Source organism: Variovorax sp. 01T439_2 (assembly GCF_056398445.1).
Genome location: NZ_JBFTPJ010000007.1, coordinates 1 through 18,542, shown reverse-complemented (window position 1 = coordinate 18,542; position 18,542 = coordinate 1). Strand labels below are relative to the sequence as shown.

Here is an 18,542-nt window from a genome sequence, read left to right as displayed (position 1 = left end):
GGGCCCAGCCGTCGAATCTGTTGGGCATCACGATGTATCCGAGTAGCGGATCGGCCTCGCATGTCAACGCCAGGCTCGATACATCGGGCTCGCACGATCCCTTGTCGCTTCGCAAAGCGTTCAGGAGGCCGCAGATCTCTCGTTGCATGTCGAACGTGGAAGTCACGTCTCTGCGACGATCGAGCTCAATCGCAGTGCCCCGGTTGAACACAAGCCCCGCAGCCTGCACGCCGCTTGCATAGCTGCGCCGATGCATCAACAACCATGGTGCCAGCGCATCGTTTTGCCAGTAGACCTCCGCATCAGGCGGCACGATGTCGGCGAAAACATGCGGTCCTTGCACCGGGGTGTTCTCAACGACTTTGGTGATTTCGAAACGACGATCCCAATTCGCAGCAGTAAGGGCCACAAGCCCGATCAGGATCACGCTGACGGCGGTCTGCGAACGCCGTACGCACCAGATTAATCCGATAACGCAGAGTCCAAGCAGCAGTGGCCCAACCGGTGCCTGCTGCAGCAGGATGCGGGCTTTGTCGCCCGCATCTAGGGCTGAAACGCCGATCAGGTATTCGCCCATGCGAATGATGAGTCCGGCTTGGCTCCACCAGTTATAGCCCCCCGCCACCATCAGGCAAACGGCCGAGAGCCATAGGGTGAACCGAGACAAATGCCAGCCACGGGGTGCTCCGGCGTAAAGAAGCAGGAGGCCCATCAGCATGGCTAAGCTTCCCGTGGCGAGGTCTTGGAACAGCACACCATAGGCCAGAAGGGCCGCAGCCAACTGCTCCAGCGGAGTACCACGCCAAGCGCGTAGAAGCTCCGGCGCCAAAAATATCAAAGCTACAAGGTGGACGAGCCACTGCACGCGCCAAAGTTGCAGCGAAGTAATGAGCACATTGGAGAGAAGATCGCTGCCCAGCAAGGCGATCCCTATACAAAAGATGCCCACCACGAAGAGCGCTTTGAGCAACACGGAGAAATATGCATCGCGCTGGCGGAGTGCGAGAACCCCTAGCAATGCAAGATCGGCGACCAGCGCCAGCCAACTGGCGAGGGGCCAACTCGTCATGAAGACGAAGTTGTATCTGTCGACCAGTTGCCGCCATTCAGCGTCGTAAAAGAGGAACGCGCGATCAAACGGTGCAACGCCCAAATAGCCAAAGGCAAACGCTGGCACACCAAACGCGAGCAGCCAAAGCCAGCCACGATGTCTCTGCACGGCCAGCGCCCAACATAAAAGCATCCCAGCCAGCGCCATCAACGGATGGACCAGTGCCGCGGCCGCGCAAACGATGGCAGCGGCGGTTAGTTTTCCACGGGCCATCAGTGTCAAACCGAAGACCACCAGGACTTCCGCATAAGTGCGAGCCGTGAGAAAAGGCTCCGCGAAATGGATGAGGGACAAGCTGCCGTAAGTGCCGGCGGTGACGGCCAGGATGCAGCATGCCAAGGCCCGCGAGTTTTCTGGCAGTACACGCCAAATAAGAAGCCCGGCCGCAACGACAAACAGGATTTGCCCTATGAGCACTCCGGCCAGAGAAGACCAGGCGACACCTAAAGTGACGACAGCGAAGGCATACGCTCGTCCGAAGACGCTGAAAGAGTCCTGTGAACCGTATTTGAAGAACAGGTCACCATTGAAGACCGCAGGGTCGACATGCTTGAGGGCCTGGGCCATGTACAGCATGCCGTCATGGCGAATTCCGTTGTAGGGGTGCGCCCAAGCAAAAAGCAACACCGCAACCACGGCAATCGCCCATTGACCTTTTCTCCCTGCGATCATCATTTTTTGCGCGAGAAAAAAAGCCCGCGCGAACGCGGGCCTTGATTAGTCGTCAATAACCTGTGGATCAGGAGGTTTGGCGGCACTCGCTCGGAACGTACTTGAACTTGGTAGTGTCCGAAGTTGTGCACTTCCACACGATCTGCTTGGTCGGAGGCGTATTGGCGCTCAGCGCCTGCCCATCGGAAGTGGGCGTCAAAACCAACGTAACACCACCCGCAGCCGCAGTCGTAACAACGGAAATAGCGCCTGCAGAGCCGATATCCATGCTGGCGACGTTCTTGGTGGACGAAACGGAAGCAGAATCAAAGCCGAGGGTGAGGCTGGAGGCCGCAGCAGCTGCGTTTTCACCGACCAGCGTCTTGGCCGCCGATGCGAGCACCATGGCTTCCGACACACGTGCGCGCACGGTGTAGTCCTGATACGCCGGCAGAGCCACTGCAGCCAAGATACCAATGATCGCCACAACGATCATCAATTCGATAAGGGTAAAGCCGGCCTGCGCGCGGCGTGCGATCTTGCGAACGTTCATGAGAAAACTCCAGGTTGGTTTGTACAGCCCGGGAACCAAGCCCGGAGCGCACTACCTTCCGCAGCATCTGTGCCATCCCTTCTGCGACCCCCGGAACCGCCAAAACCGAGCACTTTGCACTCAATTCGGTTACATCGAGTGACAGAAACTGCTTCCAAATGCTACAGAGCGTGACAATTTTGTCAGCCCGCTCGGCCTCCACCGCCTCAAAAAGTCAGCACCCCATTCGCCTTCAACCACCGAATATCCCGCTGCGCCAACCCCGCCACCTGGTGCCCGGCCAAGTGCTCGATCTGCCACATGATCTCTTCGGTTTCGGCTGGCTTGGTGTGGGTGATGTAGATCGGAAACTGCTTGCCCGGATCGATGTGCGCCAGCTCGTCGGCCAGGGCGCGGGGCGACAGGTGCAGGCTGCGTTCGGCCAGGGCCTGCTCGCGGTTGCTGAATGCCGTTTCTATAACGAGCATGGCCACGTCCAGGGCGTTGAGACGGTCCCAGAAGGGCGTGTTGCGCTCGGTGTCGCCGGTGAAGACCCAGTTGGCGCCGCCTTCGGCGCGGCTCACGGCAAAGCCGCAGGCGGGCACGGTGTGCACGGCCGGCAGCACCTCGATGCGCTTGGGGGCGGCGGTGCCCAGTTGCAGCACCTGGCCCACGGCAATGTCGTGAAAGCTCACGAAGGGCGCCTCGGGGCTGGGAATGCTCTCGAAGTCGGGCCAGATGACGTTGTTGAACACATGGGCGCGCAGCGCCTCGATGGTGGCGCGCAGGGCGTGCACGCGCAGCGAGCGGGTGCGGCGGCCGCCCACGGCGTCGAGCATGAGGGGGAGGGCGGCGATGTGGTCGAGGTGGCAGTGGGTGAGCACCACGTCGTCGATGCCGGCCATTTCTTCGAGGGTGAGGTCGCCCACGCCGGTGCCTGCATCGACGAGCAGGTCGGTGTCGATCAGGAACGAGGTGGTCCGGCAGTCCTTGGCAATGGCGCCCGAGCAACCCAGCACGCGAACCTGCATTGTGAGAGACCCTCTGCTTGTGTCTTCTGCCGTCATTTGGTTTCGAAGCGGGTTGCGCCGTCCCATTCGGGGTCTTGGGGCCGCAACGCCATGGAGGCTAATCGTTGTGCGTAGAGCTGGTAAAGGACTTTTTTGGCATCCGCGGCCATGAGCGGATCCAGCAGGTTCCGGCCCATGGCCCAGTCCTGGCGGCGGTAGGCGGCCAGCACTTCGGCCCAGCGCTGCAGCTGGGCGGATTGCTGCAGCGCGGCAGGGCTCTGGGCCTCTGCCTGCGTGGTGGCGCCGAGCGGCGTGAACACGGCGACGGCCTGCGCCCGGCCCTTGACGAGCACGCTGTCGAGCTCCTGCCAGACGAAGCCGGGCGCGAGTTCACGGGTGGCGCCGCTGGCGACGATCTCCACGCCGTAGTGCACGCTCAGGCCTTCGAGGCGGGAGGCCAGGTTGACCGCATCGCCAACGACGGTGTAGCTGCGCCGCGCGGCCGAGCCCATGTCGCCCACGCTCATGACGCCGCTGTTGATGCCGATGCCCACGCTGATCTCGGGCCGGCCGGTGGTGCGGTGGATGTTGTTGATGTCGCGCACAGCCTCGGCCATGTCGAGCGCGGCGCGCACGGCCAGGGTGGCGTGGTCAGGGGTGTCGATGGGGGCGCCCCAGAAGGCCATGACGCAGTCGCCCATGTATTTGTCGACGGTGCCGCGGTGGGTGCTGATGACGCTGGTGAGCCGGTTGAACACGTTGTTCAGGAAGGCCTGCAGTTCGGCCGGTGCCATCTGCTCGGACAGGCGGGTGAAGTTGCGCATGTCGCAGAACATGACGGTCATGTGCTTGCTCTCGGCGCGCATGCTGTAGCGGCCGGGGGTGACGAGCATTTCCTTGACGAGCTGCGGCGGCACGTAGGTGCCGAAGAGCCGCACCAGCCCCCGGCGTGCGCGCGACTCGATGAAGTAGCCCCAGCCCATGTTGAAGGCAAAGGCGAGCACCGCCATGGCCAGCGCGGAGGCAAGCGGCAGCACGAGGCTGTGGCGCTGGTAGAGCCAGGCATTGACGCCGACCAGCGCCGCGACGGTGGCAATGGCCAGCACCACGGCGCGCGGGGCGGGCAGCAGCGACAGGCCCAGGGCCAGCACGAGGCCCGCGGCCAGCACGCTGAGCACTTCGTAGCCGGGGGCGTAGTCGGGCACCGCGAGCAGGCGGTGGTCGAGCATGGCCGAGACGATGTTGGCATGCACTTCGACGCCGGGGAAAGCAGCGCCCACAGGGGTGGCGCGCAGGTCTTGCAGGCCCGGCGCGGTGGCGCCGACCAGCACGATGCGGTCCTTCAGCTCGCCGGGCGCGAGCCGCCCTTCGAGCACGTCGCCGGCGGACACGTAGCGGAACGACCCGCCGTGCGCACCGCCGGGGCCGCGGAACGGCACCTGCATGGAAGCGGCTTCGTTGACGGGGATGCGCAGGCCGCCGACCAGCAGGGACTGGAGCGGCGGCGCGGCGCCGCCGGGTCCGCTGGGTGCAAAGGCCGGCCGCACGGGCGGCGAGCCGCTGGCGAGCCGGTAGACGGCCAGGCCGAGAGATTCGTAGTAGCCGGGCCGGGCGCGGTCGCCCTCATAGCGGGCGATGAGCGGCACGGCGCGGATGACGCCGTCGCCGTTGGACATGACCAGCGTGTTGAGAAAGCCCGCTGCCGGCGCGGCATCGGCCAGCACCGRCAGGCTGGCGCCAAAGCCGTTCCAGGCGGTGGCATAGCCGCGGCCCGGCAGAAAGGCCTCGGCCTGCAGCACGGGGGCCGGCGGCAGCTGGCCCTTGGCGCCGGGCTTTTCGGTGCGCGTGAAGTAGTAGCCGAGCGCCACGCGCTGGCCCTGCATGGCGGCGGCAAAGATGGCGTCGTTGTCGAGCGTGGGGGCGAGCCGGTCGATTTCAGCGGCCAGCCCCGGCATTTCGCGCAGCGGGCCGCGCGCGATCTGGCGCAGCTTGTCGAGGCCGGAGCTGCGGTCGGGCTCGACGAACATCACGTCGAAGCCCAGCGCCGCCGCCTGCTGCCGCCCGGTGAGCTCCCGGGTGAGCCGGGCCAGCTTGTCGCGCGACCAGGGCCATTGGCCCTGCCGGGTGAGGCTGGCGTCGTCGACGTCGACAATCACGATGCGCGGATCGAGCGTGCCCGGCATGGTGGCGCGCAGGCGGGTGTCGTAGATCAGGTGGTCGAGCCGGTCGATGGCATCCAGGCGCCAGAGGCCGGTGGCGTGCGCGAGCGCAAGCAAAACCGGCAGCAGGGTGATGGCAATGCGCGGCCAGTGGCGCCTGAGCGCGGTCACTGGTGCTGCACCCTTGGCGCTGTTGCGCCGCGGAAATCAGACCCGCACGAACTGCATGCGCGTGGCGCCGCCAAGCTCGAGCACGTCGCCTTCCTGCAGCCCGACGGGCTCGGCGCCGAGCGGTGCGCCGTTGAGCGTGACGCCGCCCATGATGGTGGAAGCCATGTAGCTCTGCCGGCGGCGCGTGACCACGGCCACCGCAACGCCGGGCTTGCCGATGGTGGTGACCACCTTCTGCAGCGGCACTTCCTGGCCCTGGTCGGTGCCCGAGAGAACGCGCAGTGCGGGCATGCCCAGTTCGAGCAGCGCGCCGGCTTCGGTGGGCGCGGCCGACAGCGGAACGGAAGCCGCGTAGTCGCCGCGCGCAGCACCGCGGGTGGAACCGGCGTCGGCGGCCGCGCTGCTGCGGGCGCGGAAGTGCAGGCGGCAGCCGCCGATTTCGATGACGTCGTTGTCCTTGAGCTTCTGCTGCTTCTGGACGACGATCGCATTGACGTAGGTGCCGTTGGTGCTGTTGAGATCTTCAATTTCGACTTCAGCGCCGCGCATGTGCAGCACGGCATGCTCGCCGCTGACCGCGAGATTGTCGAGCACGATGTCGTTGTAGGCGCGCCGCCCCAGCGTGGTCCGGTCCTTGGCAAGCGCCATTTGCCCGATGACAGTGCCATCGATCGAAATGATCATCTTCGGCATTGCCGACTCCCTGAATGCATGTTTTTATTCAGGCGCACTGCCAACGCGCGCCCTGGCCAGGACAACTGAAATATTGTCTCGGCCGCCATTGTCGTTGGCAACGGCCACCAGAAGTGATGCTTTCTGCTGAAGCTCGACATCGTGATTCAAAAGCGTGAAAAGCTGCGCATCCGGGACCATCTCGCTGAGCCCGTCGGAGCAGAGCATATAGAGGTCGTCGGGCCTTGCGGTGTGCTCGTGCATCTCGAGCACCACCTGCGGCTCCACGCCCATGGCACGCGTCACCAGGTTGCGGTGCGGGGAGATCAGCGCTTCCTCGGCGGTGATGGCGCCGGCGTCGAGCTGCTGCTGGCGCAGCGAATGGTCGCGCGTGAGCTGCTCGAGCTTGTTGTTGCGAAGGCGGTAGCAGCGCGAGTCGCCGATGTGGCCGACCAGCACGCGCTGCGGCCGGAACGCGGCCAGCACCAGGGTGGTTCCCATGCCCTGGAGTTCGGCATTGGCCAGGCCGGCTTCGAGGATGGCGGAGTTGGCCTCGTCGGTGGCCGCCTGCAGGGCGCGCCGGACCACGCGCGCGGGCGCCTGCAGGCCGGCCTGCGCGAACCAGCGCGCAAAGCTGGCGTGCACCAGCGACACGGCCATGGCACTGGCCACTTCGCCGCCCTTGTAGCCGCCCATGCCGTCGGCCAGCACGGCCAGGCCCAGGGCCGGGTCGACGTGCAGGTCGTCCTCGTTGTGGGCGCGCGCGCGGCCGACGTCGGTCAGCGCCGCAAAGTCCCAGGAGAGCTGGGGCCGGGTGGAGAAAAGGGACGCGCCGACACTCGCCATATGTTTTCAGGAAGCGTCGACGCGCGACGGTTTCAGTGTCCCTCGGCGGCCTGCGCGCGCCGCTGAAGCAGGCGGCCCACGGCCACCACGAAGAAGGCGCCGGCAGCCGCGGCCGCATAGTGCAGCCAGGGGTTGGCAGCCAGCACGCCGTGCAGCGACACGTCGCTGGCAATGGTTTCGCCGCCGACCCAGCCGATCAGGGCGGCGCCCAGCATGACGACGATCGGAAAGCGTTCCATCAGCTTGATCATGAGCGTGCTGCCGAAGATCACCAGCGGAATGCTGATGGCCAGGCCAAGCACCAGGAGCACCATGTTGCCCTGCGCGGCGGCGGCCACGGCAATCACGTTGTCCAGGCTCATGACCAGGTCCGCCAGCAGGATGGTGCGCACGGCCGCCATCATGCTGCCGTATTCCTTGGCTTCGCCTTCGCCTTCATCTTCTTCGCTCAGCAGCTGCAGGCCGATCCACAGCAGCAGCAGGCCGCCGACGATCTGCAGGTAGGGCAGCGCCAGCAGCCTGGCCGCCACCACCGTGAGCACGATGCGCAGCACCACGGCCGCGCCCGAGCCGAACAGCACGGCCTTTTTCTGCTGCGCGGGCGGCAGCGATCGGGCCGCCATGGCAATCACCACGGCGTTGTCGCCCGAAAGAATGATGTTGATCCAGACAATCTTGATCAGACCGATCCAGAAGTCGGCGCCTTGAAGGAGTTCCATGTCTCTTGTTCCACTGTGTTGTAGTGAAAAAAGCGCCCGCAATCCAGATTGCGGGCGCTTTTTCTTTTTGCGTGGTTGCGCGGAGAACTGCCGGGGGCTTGTTTAGAGCTGGGCCTTGAGCAGTTTTGCCAGTTCCGAGAAGTTGCGCGTCACGGTGAAGCCGCACTCTTCCATGATGGCGAGCTTGGCATCGGCCGTGTCGGCACCGCCCGAGATCAGCGCGCCGGCGTGGCCCATGCGCTTGCCGGGAGGGGCGGTGACGCCGGCGATGAAACCGACCACCGGCTTCTTCATGTGTTCCTTGCACCAGCGGGCCGCGTCGGCTTCGTCGGGGCCGCCGATTTCGCCGATCATGATGACGGCGTCGGTGTCGGGATCGTCGTTGAAGGCCTTCATCACGTCGATGTGCTTGAGGCCGTTGATCGGGTCGCCGCCGATGCCGACTGCCGACGATTGGCCAAGGCCGATTTCGGTCAGCTGCGCCACGGCTTCATACGTGAGCGTGCCCGAGCGCGAGACCACGCCGATGCGGCCCTTGCGGTGGATGTGGCCGGGCATGATGCCGATCTTGATTTCGTCGGGCGTGATGAGGCCGGGGCAGTTGGGGCCCAGCAGCAGGGTCTTCTTGCCGCCGGCCGCTTCCTTGGCCTTCATCTTGTTGCGCACTTCGAGCATGTCGCGCACCGGGATGCCTTCGGTGATGCAGATCGCCAGGTCCAGGTCGGCCTCGACGGCTTCCCAGATGGCGGCGGCCGCGCCGGCCGGCGGCACGTAGATCACCGACACGGTGGCGCCGGTCTGCGAAGCGGCTTCCTTCACCGAACCGAAGATCGGGATGTTGAAGATCGACTCGCCGGCCTTCTTGGGGTTCACGCCCGCGACGAAGCAGTTCTTGCCGTTCGCGTATTCCTGGCACTTCTCGGTGTGGAACTGGCCGGTCTTGCCGGTGATGCCTTGCGTGATGACTTTGGTGTCTTTGTTGATGTAGATCGACATGACTTGTTCCTTAGGCCTTCTTGACTGCTGCGACGACCTTCTGGGCCGCTTCCGCCATGGTGTCGGCGCTGATGATCGGCAGGCCCGAATCGGCCAGCAGCTTCTTGCCTTCGACTTCGTTGGTGCCCTTCATGCGCACGACCAGCGGCACTTGCAGGTTCACGGCCTTGCAGGCTGCGATCACGCCGGTGGCAATGGTGTCGCACTTCATGATGCCGCCGAAGATGTTCACGAGGATGGCTTCCACGTTCTTGTTCTTCAGCATGATCTTGAAGGCTTCGGTGACCTTCTCGGGGGTGGCGCCGCCGCCCACGTCCAGGAAGTTGGCCGGCTCGCCGCCGAACAGCTTGATGGTGTCCATGGTGGCCATGGCCAGGCCGGCACCGTTCACCAGGCAGCCGATGTTGCCGTCCAGCGAGATGTAGGCGAGGTCGAACTTGGAGGCTTCGACTTCGGCCGCGTCTTCTTCGTCGAGGTCGCGCAGGGCCACGATTTCGGGGTGGCGGAACAGCGCGTTGCTGTCGAAGTTGAACTTGGCGTCCAGCGCCATGACCTTGCCCTTGCTGTCACGGTTGAGCGGGTTGATCTCGACCAGCGAGGCGTCCGTCTCCATGTAGCAGGTGTAGAGCTTCTTGAGGATGTCGACCGTTTGCGCGGTGGAATCGGCCGGCATGCCGATGCCATCGGCGATCTGCTTGGCCTGCTCGTCGGTCAGGCCCTTTTCGGGGTCCGCGAACACGGTGATGATCTTCTCGGGCGAGGAGTGGGCCACTTCCTCGATGTCCATGCCGCCTTCGCTCGAGGCGATGAACGCGACCTTCTGCGTGGCGCGGTCGGTCACGGCCGAGACGTAGTATTCCTTGTTGATGTCGGCGCCATCTTCGATGTAGAGGCGGCGCACCTTCTGGCCTTCGGGGCCGGTCTGGTGGGTCTTGAGCTGCATGCCGAGGATCTCGCCGGCGAGCTTCTTGACGTCCTCGATGGACTTGGCGACCTTGACGCCGCCGCCCTTGCCGCGGCCACCCGCGTGGATCTGGGCCTTGACGACCCACACCGGGCCTCCAAGTTTCTGGGCGGCCTCGACCGCCTCCTGAACCGTATAGGCCGGAATGCCGCGCGGCACCGGCACGCCGAACTTGGCAAGGATTTCCTTGCCTTGGTACTCGTGAATCTTCATGAGGGATGTCTCTCGGAAGGAGGAGGTTGAGAACGGGGGATCTGGGGTCTGAGGCGTCTTTGGCTCTGTTGCTCGCGGGCGACGGCAGCCTGACGGCTGGGGGCGGCGAACAACCGCGGACTGTATCATGGTGCGGCGCACCAATACTCGACGTGGCCTTGCGGTCAATACGTACTTTCTTCTAGCCCCTCTACGCATACTCCGATATGGCCAAGGTTTTCATCGACGGCGAAGCCGGCACCACCGGCTTGCAAATCCGCGAGCGGCTCCAGACGATGCCGCAGATCGAACTCGTGAGCATTGCGCCCGAGCTGCGAAAAGACGTGGCCGCCAAGCGCGAGCTGATGGCCGGCGTCGACCTGGTGGTGCTGTGCCTGCACGACGATGCGGCGCGCGAATCGGTCGCGCTGATCGACCAGCTGCCCGGCAAGAAGCCCAAGATCATCGACGCCTCCACCGCGCACCGCGTGGCGCCCGGCTGGGTGTTCGGCTTTCCCGAACTGGCGGCCGGCCACTGGCAGGCCGTGGCCGCGGCCGACCGCGTCGGCAACCCGGGCTGCTATGCCACCGGCGCCATCGCCATGGTGCGTCCGCTGGTCGACGCCGGCCTGCTGCCGGCCGACTTTCCGATTTCGCTGCCTTCGGTGAGCGGCTATTCGGGCGGCGGCCGGGCCATGATCGAAGACTACGAGAACGGCAAGGCGCCGCTTTTCGAGACCTACGCGCTCGGCCTCAAGCACAAGCACATTCCCGAGATCATGAAGTACACCGGCCTCACGCGCCGGCCGGTCTTCATTCCTTCGGTGGGCAATTTCAAGCAAGGCATGCTGGTGCAGCTGCCGCTGCACCTGGACCTGCTGCCCGGCAAGCCGAAGGCCGGCGACCTGCAAGAAGCCCTGGCCGCGCACTACGCCAAGAGCAACACGCCCGAGCAGTTCGTGAAGGTGCTGCCGCCGACCGATGACGGCAAGCTCGACGCGCTGGCGCTCAACGACACCAACCAGCTCGAGATCCGCGTGTTCCCGAACGAGGACCACCGCCACGCCGTGGTGATTGCGCGCCTGGACAACCTGGGCAAGGGCGCGAGCGGCGCCGCGGTGCAGAACCTGAAGCTGATGCTGGCGCTCTGAGCGCCCGCGGCTGAGCCGTTCCTGGCAGGCCGGGGCCGCGCGCCCGGCCGTCAGTCTTCGTCGAAATCGCTCCGCAGCACCTTGGCCACCACCGCGCCCGCAAAGCCGCGCGCCAACAGGAAGCGCGTTTGCCTGGCGCGCTCCTTCGCATCGGCGGGCGGTGCGTCGAAACGGCGGCGCCACAGGGCCGTGGCGCGCTCCACTTCGGTGTCCTGAAGGCTGGCCACGGCTTGCGCAATGGCCTCGGGCGCAATGCCCTTGGCCTGCAGCTCCTGCCGCACCCGCAGCGCGCCCGAGCGGGCGGCTCGCTGGTTCAGCACCGAGGCCACCACGCGCGGCTCGCTGATGAAGTCCTTGGCTGCCAGCTCATCGAGCGCGCGGGCCAGCTCGCCGGGTGTTTCTTCGTGCCTGGCCAGCTTGCGCTCCAGCTCCGCGCGCGAATGCTCGCGCTGGCTCAGGAGCCGCAGTGCGCGGCCTTTGAGGGAAGGGGCGCCGAAAGCCATGCGCTGCCTGCGCGCGTGCTCGCCGGCTTACTCGCCCTTGTCGGCTTTGTCGGCCTTGGCCGCCTTGGCGGGCTTCTCGGCCTTTTCGGGGGCGGGAGCGTTGGCATCGGCCGCCAGCAGCGGAATGCCCAGCGATTCGCGCACCTTGTTCTCGATCTCGCGCGAGAGTTCGGGGTTCTCGCGCAGGAACTCGCGGGCGTTGTCGCGGCCCTGGCCGATCTTTTCGCCGTTGTAGGCGTACCAGGCGCCCGACTTGTCGAGGATCTTGGCGTTCACGCCCATGTCGATGATCTCGCCCTCGCGGCTGATGCCTTCGCCGAACAGGATGTCGAACTCGGCCGTCTTGAACGGAGGCGAGACCTTGTTCTTCACCACCTTGACCTTGGTTTCGTTGCCGATGGCCTCGTCGCCCTTCTTGATGGTGCCGATGCGGCGGATGTCCAGCCGCACCGAGGCGTAGAACTTCAGCGCATTGCCGCCGGTGGTGGTTTCGGGCGAGCCGAACATCACGCCGATCTTCATGCGGATTTGGTTGATGAAGATGACCATGCAGTTGGTCTTCTTGATGGTGGCGGTGAGCTTGCGCAGCGCCTGGCTCATCAGGCGGGCCTGCAGGCCGGGCAGCGAGTCGCCCATTTCGCCTTCGATTTCGGCCTTGGGCGTGAGCGCGGCGACCGAGTCGACCACGATCAGGTCGACGGCGCCCGAGCGCACCAGCGAATCGACGATTTCAAGGGCCTGCTCGCCGGTGTCGGGCTGGCTGATGAGCAGGTCGGACAGGTTCACGCCGAGCTTCTGGGCGTACTGCACGTCGAGCGCGTGTTCGGCGTCGACGAAGGCGCAGGTGCCGGCCTGCTTCTGCATCTGGGCGATGACCTGCAGCGTGAGCGTGGTCTTGCCCGAGGATTCCGGGCCGTAGATCTCGATGACGCGGCCGCGCGGCAAGCCGCCGACGCCCAGCGCGATGTCCAGGCCGAGCGAGCCGGTGGAGACCACCTGGACGTCTTCGAGCGCCTCGCCTTCGCCGAGCCGCATGATCGTGCCCTTGCCGAACTGCTTTTCGATCTGGGCCAGCGCGGCCTGCAGGGCCTTGGCTTTTTCGCTGCCTGCGACCGAGATGCTGGTGCCCTTGACGAGTGCGTCCATGAAGAAATCTCCTTGAAAATCAACGGTTTGTGTGTGGATGCGGTCCATCTGCTTTTAATCACAGGCTGGATGCTTGAACAGTAGTGTAGAGGCTGATTGATTTGAGTAAACCCATTTTTTGGTCAGTTTGCTTTACCATCTAGCCGATGGCCGAATCCGCTTTTCCGACCGACCCGGACGCCTGGCGGCAGACCCACCTGGGCCGCCTGCTGGGCCATGCAATGCGCCGCTTCGACGAGCGCGTGCTCGAACTCATGGCGCATGACGTGAACGTGCCGCTGGCGCTGTCGAACCTTGCGGCGCGCGCGCAGGTGAGCGCGGCGCACATCCACATCACGCGGCACCTGGCGCGCGAGGGCTCGCGCCTGACCGAGCTCGCGCAGCGCGCCGGCATGACCAAGCAGGCGATGGGCGCGCTGGTGGACCAGTGCGAGGCCTGGGGCCTGGTCACGCGCGGGCCCGATCCGCTCGATGCGCGGGCGCGGCGCGTGCTCTTCACCACCGACGGCCTGGCCTGGCTCGACGCCTTCCGCGGCGCGGTGACACAGGCCGAGCGCGAGTTCCGCGCGAGCGTGGGCAACGACATTGCCACCGTGGTAACCATCGGACTCGAGGCCTACACGGCGGGCTAGACTCGGCAAAGAGACATGTGTGAACGCGGCGCCAGTGCGGCGCCCGAACCGGCCGGAGGTGGCTCATGCGGATTCTGATTGCGGAAGACGACCAGGTGCTGGCCGATGCCCTGCTGCGCAGCCTGCGCACCTCGGGCGCGGCGGTCGACCACGTGGCGAACGGATCGCAGGCCGACACCGCGCTCATGACGCACAGCGAGTTCGACCTGCTGATCCTCGACCTGGGGCTGCCCAACCTGCACGGCATCGAGATCCTGAAGCGGCTGCGCGCACGCGGCTCGCAGCTGCCGGTGCTGGTGCTCACCGCGGCCGACAGCGTGGAGGAGCGCGTCAAGGGCCTGGACCACGGCGCCGACGACTACATGGCCAAGCCCTTCAGCCTGCAGGAGCTCGAGGCGCGCGTGCGGGCGCTCACGCGGCGCGGCATGGGCGCCACCAGCAACACGATCCGCCACGGCCCGCTGGTGTACGACCAGGCCGGCCGGGTGGCCACCATCGACGGCAAGATGGTCGAGCTCTCGGCGCGCGAGCTGGGCCTGCTGGAGGTGCTGCTGCAGCGCGCCGGCCGCCTGGTCAGCAAGGACCAGCTGGTGGAGCGCCTGTGCGAATGGGGCGAGGAAGTGAGCCTGAACGCGATCGAGGTCTACATCCACCGGCTGCGCAAGAAGATCGAGAAGGGGCCGGTGCGCATTGCAACGGTCCGAGGCCTGGGCTACTGCCTCGAGAAGATTCCTTGACGCGCCGCCACGCGTAGTGCCCGAAGACCCCCGGGGGCAACTGCTTTGAAACTCTTCCAGCGCGCGCAGCGCTCCCTGTTCGGCGAGATCCTCGACTGGATGCTCACGCCGCTCCTGCTGCTGGTGCCGGTGAGCATCGGCGTGACGTGGCTGGTGGCGCAGGGCATTGCCAATGCGCCCTTCGACCGGGCGCTCGAATACAACGTGCAGACGCTGGCGCGGCTGGTCACGGTGCAGCAGGGGCAGACGCAGTTCGTGCTGCCGCAGCCGGCGCGCGAGATCCTGCGGGCCGACGGCGCCGACCGCGTCTATTACCAGGTGCTCGACAGCCACGGCGCACTGCTCAGCGGCGAGCCCGACGTGCCGCATCCCAACTCCGACGAGCCCCCGGTTCCCGGCGTGGTCACGCTGCGCAACGGCGAGATGCGGGGCAAGTCGGTGCGCGTGGCCTCGCTCTGGCTCGCGGGCCCCGACAGCGACGCGGAGCCGGCGCTGCTGCAGGTGGCCGAGACGCGCGAGAAGCAGTCGGTGCTGGCCACCGAGATCATCAAGGGCGTGCTGCTGCCGCAGTTCGCGATCCTGCCGCTGGCCGTGCTGCTGATCTGGCTGGCACTGGTGCGCGGCATCAAGCCGCTGTCGGTGGTGGAGGCGCGCATCCGCGAGCGGCGTCCGGGCGACCTGAGCCCGCTGGACGAGTCGTCGGTTCCGCTCGAAGTGGTGCCGCTGGTGTCGTCGGTCAACGAGCTGCTCGACAAGCTCAACGATTCGATCCACACGCAAAAGCGCTTCCTGGCCGATGCGGCGCACCAGCTCAAGACACCGCTCGCGGGCCTGCGCATGCAGGCCGACCTGGCGCAGCGCGAGGGCGCCAATGCCGACGAGCTCAAGCAGTCGCTCAAGCAGATCGGCCGCGCCAGCGTGCGCGCCACCCACACGGTGAACCAGCTGCTCTCGCTCGCGCGCGCCGAAAGCACCGGCGCCGGCACCGGCCGCCAGGCCTGCGACCTGGCGCGGCTCACCATCGAGGTGGTGCGCGAAGCGGTGCCGCGCGCGATCGAGAAGCGCATCGACCTGGGCTACGACGGCGCCGAGGCAGGCGCGCCCGGCGTGGTGATCGAAGGCAACCAGACCCTGCTCAAGGAGCTGGTGCGCAACCTGCTCGACAACGCGATCAACTACACGCCCTCGACCGCCGAGCGGCCCGGCGTGATCACCGCGCGCGTGCTGGCCGACCCGTTCGGCCACGTGGTGCTGCTGCAGGTGGAGGACAACGGGCCGGGCATTGCGGAGTCCGACCGCGAACTGGTGTTCGAGCCGTTCTACCGCGTGCTCGGCAACGAGGCCGACGGCTCGGGCCTGGGCCTGCCGATCGTGCGCGAGATCGCCAACCAGCACCATGCGCAGGTGAAGCTGGAAGACGCGCATCCGGGCCGGCAGCCGCCGGGGGCGCGCTTCACGGTGCGCTTCGAGGGCGAAGAAGCCGCGGCCTGACGAGACGCGGCGGCGGGGTCGTCAGGGCGTGCCCTTGGCGTCCTTGCGGATCTGGAGCCACTCGGGATGCACCTGGCGCGCGAGGCGCTGCGGTTCGCGCTCGTTGAAGCCGGCGGGCGTGAGGCCGAAGCCGGCCAGGTCGCCGCGCGACCACAGCCAGTACCCCAGGTTGGCGGCGAGCAGGGCCATCAGCACCAGGCGCAGTTTCATGGTGGCCGGTGCCTCAGAACGCCATGCCGCTCGGGCGCACGCTGACTTCGTCGCTCGAGACCAGCTGCAGCCCGCCGGCGGTGCGCACCTGGAGCTCGCCGCCCCAGGCCACGCCCTCGCACAGGCCGAAGCTGCCGTCGCTGAGCTGGACTTGCCGCCCGCGCAAGGCGTCGCGCGCGGCAAAGCGTTCGGCAAACGGCCCGAAGCCCTCGGCCTCGAAGGCCTGCACGCTGCGCACCAGCGGCGCGGCCAGCTCGGCCAGCACCTGGGGCGCGGTGGCATCGGGGCGCCACTGGCGCAGCCAGGCCGGCGGGGTGCGCATGCCATCGCCCTCGCGTGGACCGATGTTGATGCCGATGCCGATCACCAGGTAGCGCGGCGGGGCCGGCGCATCGGCGCGGCCCGCATGCGGCATGGCGGTTTCGATCAGGATGCCGGCCAGCTTGCGGTCCTCCACCCACAGGTCGTTGGGCCACTTGAGCGCGACCTTGGCCGCGCCCGTGGGATCGAGGCTTTCCGCCACGCTCACGCCCACGGCCAGCGAGAGGCCGGCCCAGTCGCGCGGCGCGAGCGGCAGGCCCAGCGAGAAGGTGAGGGAAGCGGCGCCTTGTTCTTCGCCCTGCTGCGCGCTCTGCCAGGGCCGGCCGAGGCGGCCGCGCCCGGCCGTCTGGCGCTCGGCCACCAGCAGCACCGGTTCGACATGTCCGGCGCGCGCGCGGCGCATCAGTTCTGTATTGGTGGAGTCGATCTCGGCCACCGCCTCGACCGCGAAGCCGGGCAAGAGCGGCGCCACCGCCGCAGCGATCCGGTCTTCGAGCCAGGCGGCCTGGGTACCCATCATGCTCAGCCCTTGGCGGCTCCGTCGGCCTTCTTGGACTTCTTTTTTTCCGACTTCTTTTCAGCCTTTTTTTCGGCTTTCTTGTCCGCCTTCCTGGCTTCCTTTTTCTCGGCCTTTTTCTTTTCGGTCTTCTTCCTGGCCTTTTTCTTCTTCTTCTTTTCTTCGTCTTCGTCCTTGGGCGTCAGCAGCGTGCCGCGGCAATTCTCGGAGCCGCACCAGCAGGGAAACTCGGACAGCAGCTTCGGCGTGTAGGGCTCGTCGATGATCAGGCCGTAGTCGTAGTTGAGCTCTTCTCCTGCAGCGATGTTGCGCAGCGCCTTGATATAAACGCGCCCATCGATCTCGTCGGCCTCGCAGTTCGGCTCGCACGAATGGTTGATCCAGCGCGCATCGTTGCCCTTGACGTTGCCGTCGATCACGCGCCCGTCGTCGATGTGGAAGTAGAAGGTGTGGTTCGGCTGGGCCGGGTCGTGCGGGTGGCGGCGCAGCGCCTCTTTCCAGCTGATGACTTCGCCCTTGTATTCGATCAGCGTTTCGCCCTCGGCCAGGTCGTCCACGGCGAACACGCCGTTGCCGTGGACATCCGAGCGCCGCATCTGGATGCGGCGGCCGGCGAATTGTGGGGATTTGGAAGGCATCGCCGAAGTCTGTTAGGTTGAATATGCACACATGCGCGTGTGCGCGTGCGCACACGCGGGAAGCCGCAGATTGTATGTGGCCCCCACGCTCCCGCACTGCGTGTCGTCGCTGCCCCCCGAAGGGGCCGCAGGCCGCCTTGAGGCGGCTCGGCGGCGGCCTGAGAACTCTTTTAGGAATTTGTTGATGAAGACCTTGGTAATCGCAGAAAAGCCGTCGGTGGCACAGGACATCGTCCGTGCACTCACGCCCGTGGCCGGCAAGTTCGAGAAGCATGACGAGCATTTCGAGAACGACAGCTACGTGGTAACCAGCGCGGTCGGCCACCTGGTCGAAATCCAGGCCCCGGAGGAGTTCGACGTCAAGCGGGGCAAGTGGAGCTTCGCGAACCTGCCGGTGATTCCGCCTCACTTCGACCTGAAGCCGGTCGACAAGACCAAGACGCGCCTGAACGCCGTGGTCAAGCAGGCCAAGCGCAAGGACGTGACGCAACTCATCAACGCCTGCGACGCGGGCCGCGAGGGCGAGCTGATCTTCCGCCTGATCGAGCAGTACGCGGGCGGCAAGACCGGCCTGAACAAGCCCGTGAAGCGCCTGTGGCTGCAGTCGATGACGCCGCAGGCCATCCGCGACGGCTTCGACGCGCTGCGCACCGAAAAGCAGATGCAGGGCCTGGCCGACGCCGCGCGCTCGCGCTCGGAGGCCGACTGGCTGGTGGGCATCAACGGCACGCGTGCCATGACGGCCTTCAATTCGCGCGACGGCGGATTCTTTCTGACGACGGTGGGCCGCGTGCAGACGCCCACGCTGTCGGTGGTGGTCGAGCGCGAGGAAAAGATCCGCAAGTTCGTGAGCCGCGACTACTGGGAAATCCACGGCGTGTTCCAGGCCGAGGCCGGCCAGTACCCGGGCAAGTGGTTCGACGCCAATTTCAAGAAGCCGCCGCCGGGCCCCGACGGCACGGCCGACGCCGAGATCCGCGCCGACCGCGTGTGGAGCGAGCGCGAGGCGCGCGAGATCGCCGATGCGGCGCGCGGCAAGCCCGCCACCGTCACCGAGGAAAGCAAGCCCACCACCCAGGCCTCGCCGATGCTGTTCGACCTGACCTCGCTGCAGCGCGAGGCCAACGGCCGCTTCGGCTTCTCGGCCAAGACCACGCTGGCGCTGGCGCAGAG

General features: G+C 66.3%; 19 protein-coding genes. 5 read left to right on the top strand and 14 right to left on the bottom strand.

What is annotated here, in order from left to right; genetic code table 11:
• From AC1DOC_RS00710 to sucC, 9 genes are all read right to left on the bottom strand, one after another.
• Positions 1-1,786 (bottom strand): hypothetical protein (locus AC1DOC_RS00710; protein WP_478129288.1); only part of this gene is annotated, 1,786 nt, incomplete at its 3' end.
• Between the two features lie 64 nt (positions 1,787-1,850).
• On the bottom strand, positions 1,851-2,315 hold the full coding sequence (locus tag AC1DOC_RS00705) for a pilin (protein ID WP_049809881.1): 465 nt from the start codon (positions 2,313-2,315) through the stop codon (positions 1,851-1,853).
• A 206-nt stretch (positions 2,316-2,521) separates the two neighbouring features.
• Positions 2,522-3,325, bottom strand: coding sequence for a 3',5'-cyclic-nucleotide phosphodiesterase (locus AC1DOC_RS00700; protein WP_478080762.1), 804 nt, complete (start codon positions 3,323-3,325; stop codon positions 2,522-2,524).
• Positions 3,326-3,357: 32 nt separating this feature from the next.
• Positions 3,358-5,634 carry a CHASE2 domain-containing protein gene (locus AC1DOC_RS00695; protein WP_478129287.1) on the bottom strand — a complete coding sequence of 759 codons (2,277 nt, stop codon included), beginning with the start codon at positions 5,632-5,634 and terminating at the stop codon, positions 3,358-3,360.
• A 36-nt stretch (positions 5,635-5,670) separates the two neighbouring features.
• Positions 5,671-6,327, bottom strand: a complete 657-nt coding sequence (locus AC1DOC_RS00690) for an FHA domain-containing protein (RefSeq protein ID WP_015867927.1) — start codon at positions 6,325-6,327, stop codon at positions 5,671-5,673.
• Positions 6,328-6,351: 24 nt separating this feature from the next.
• Positions 6,352-7,152, bottom strand: a complete 801-nt coding sequence (locus AC1DOC_RS00685; protein ID WP_307593288.1) for a Stp1/IreP family PP2C-type Ser/Thr phosphatase — start codon at positions 7,150-7,152, stop codon at positions 6,352-6,354.
• Positions 7,153-7,184: 32 nt separating this feature from the next.
• Positions 7,185-7,871 carry a TerC family protein gene (locus AC1DOC_RS00680; RefSeq protein WP_015867929.1) on the bottom strand — a complete coding sequence of 229 codons (687 nt, stop codon included), beginning with the start codon at positions 7,869-7,871 and terminating at the stop codon, positions 7,185-7,187.
• 102 nt (positions 7,872-7,973) lie between these two features.
• Entirely contained in the window at positions 7,974-8,867 is an 894-nt protein-coding gene (gene sucD, locus AC1DOC_RS00675; protein WP_015867930.1) for a succinate--CoA ligase subunit alpha, read from the bottom strand.
• 10 nt (positions 8,868-8,877) lie between these two features.
• The gene (gene sucC / locus AC1DOC_RS00670) at positions 8,878-10,044 is read right to left on the bottom strand and encodes an ADP-forming succinate--CoA ligase subunit beta (RefSeq protein WP_007828709.1); all 1,167 of its coding nucleotides are present in this window, start codon (positions 10,042-10,044) and stop codon (positions 8,878-8,880) included.
• Between the two features lie 206 nt (positions 10,045-10,250).
• Between sucC and argC the strand changes: the two genes are divergently transcribed.
• Entirely contained in the window at positions 10,251-11,174 is a 924-nt protein-coding gene (argC, locus tag AC1DOC_RS00665) for an N-acetyl-gamma-glutamyl-phosphate reductase (protein WP_478080766.1), read from the top strand.
• Positions 11,175-11,224: 50 nt separating this feature from the next.
• Here argC and recX read toward each other — a convergent pair whose 3' ends face one another.
• Together recX and recA are read right to left on the bottom strand one after the other, a co-directional pair.
• Positions 11,225-11,677 (bottom strand): recombination regulator RecX, encoded by a 453-nt coding sequence (recX, locus tag AC1DOC_RS00660; RefSeq protein ID WP_018903495.1) that lies wholly within the window; start codon positions 11,675-11,677, stop codon positions 11,225-11,227.
• 27 nt (positions 11,678-11,704) lie between these two features.
• On the bottom strand, positions 11,705-12,823 hold the full coding sequence (gene recA / locus AC1DOC_RS00655) for a recombinase RecA (protein ID WP_018903494.1): 1,119 nt from the start codon (positions 12,821-12,823) through the stop codon (positions 11,705-11,707).
• A gap of 146 nt (positions 12,824-12,969) precedes the next feature.
• Here recA and AC1DOC_RS00650 point away from each other — a divergent pair, with 146 nt between their 5' ends.
• From AC1DOC_RS00650 to AC1DOC_RS00640, 3 genes are all read left to right on the top strand, one after another.
• On the top strand, positions 12,970-13,455 hold the full coding sequence (locus tag AC1DOC_RS00650) for a MarR family winged helix-turn-helix transcriptional regulator (protein ID WP_018903493.1): 486 nt from the start codon (positions 12,970-12,972) through the stop codon (positions 13,453-13,455).
• Between the two features lie 65 nt (positions 13,456-13,520).
• Positions 13,521-14,192 (top strand): response regulator, encoded by a 672-nt coding sequence (locus AC1DOC_RS00645; protein ID WP_015867936.1) that lies wholly within the window; start codon positions 13,521-13,523, stop codon positions 14,190-14,192.
• 45 nt (positions 14,193-14,237) lie between these two features.
• Complete coding sequence (locus AC1DOC_RS00640) at positions 14,238-15,683, top strand: sensor histidine kinase (protein WP_015867937.1); 1,446 nt, start codon at positions 14,238-14,240, stop codon at positions 15,681-15,683.
• Positions 15,684-15,704: 21 nt separating this feature from the next.
• On the opposite strand, the gene AC1DOC_RS00635 is transcribed toward AC1DOC_RS00640, so the two are convergent.
• From AC1DOC_RS00635 to AC1DOC_RS00625, 3 genes are read right to left on the bottom strand one after another with little or no spacing between them, the layout of a single operon-like run.
• Entirely contained in the window at positions 15,705-15,893 is a 189-nt protein-coding gene (locus AC1DOC_RS00635; protein WP_015867938.1) for a hypothetical protein, read from the bottom strand.
• Positions 15,894-15,906: 13 nt separating this feature from the next.
• On the bottom strand, positions 15,907-16,734 hold the full coding sequence (locus AC1DOC_RS00630) for a biotin--[acetyl-CoA-carboxylase] ligase (protein ID WP_478080768.1): 828 nt from the start codon (positions 16,732-16,734) through the stop codon (positions 15,907-15,909).
• Between the two features lie 2 nt (positions 16,735-16,736).
• On the bottom strand, positions 16,737-17,369 hold the full coding sequence (locus AC1DOC_RS00625; RefSeq protein WP_478080769.1) for an SET domain-containing protein: 633 nt from the start codon (positions 17,367-17,369) through the stop codon (positions 16,737-16,739).
• A gap of 181 nt (positions 17,370-17,550) precedes the next feature.
• Here AC1DOC_RS00625 and AC1DOC_RS00620 point away from each other — a divergent pair.
• Positions 17,551-18,542: DNA topoisomerase (locus AC1DOC_RS00620; RefSeq protein ID WP_478129286.1), on the top strand; the 992-nt coding region annotated here is incomplete at its 3' end.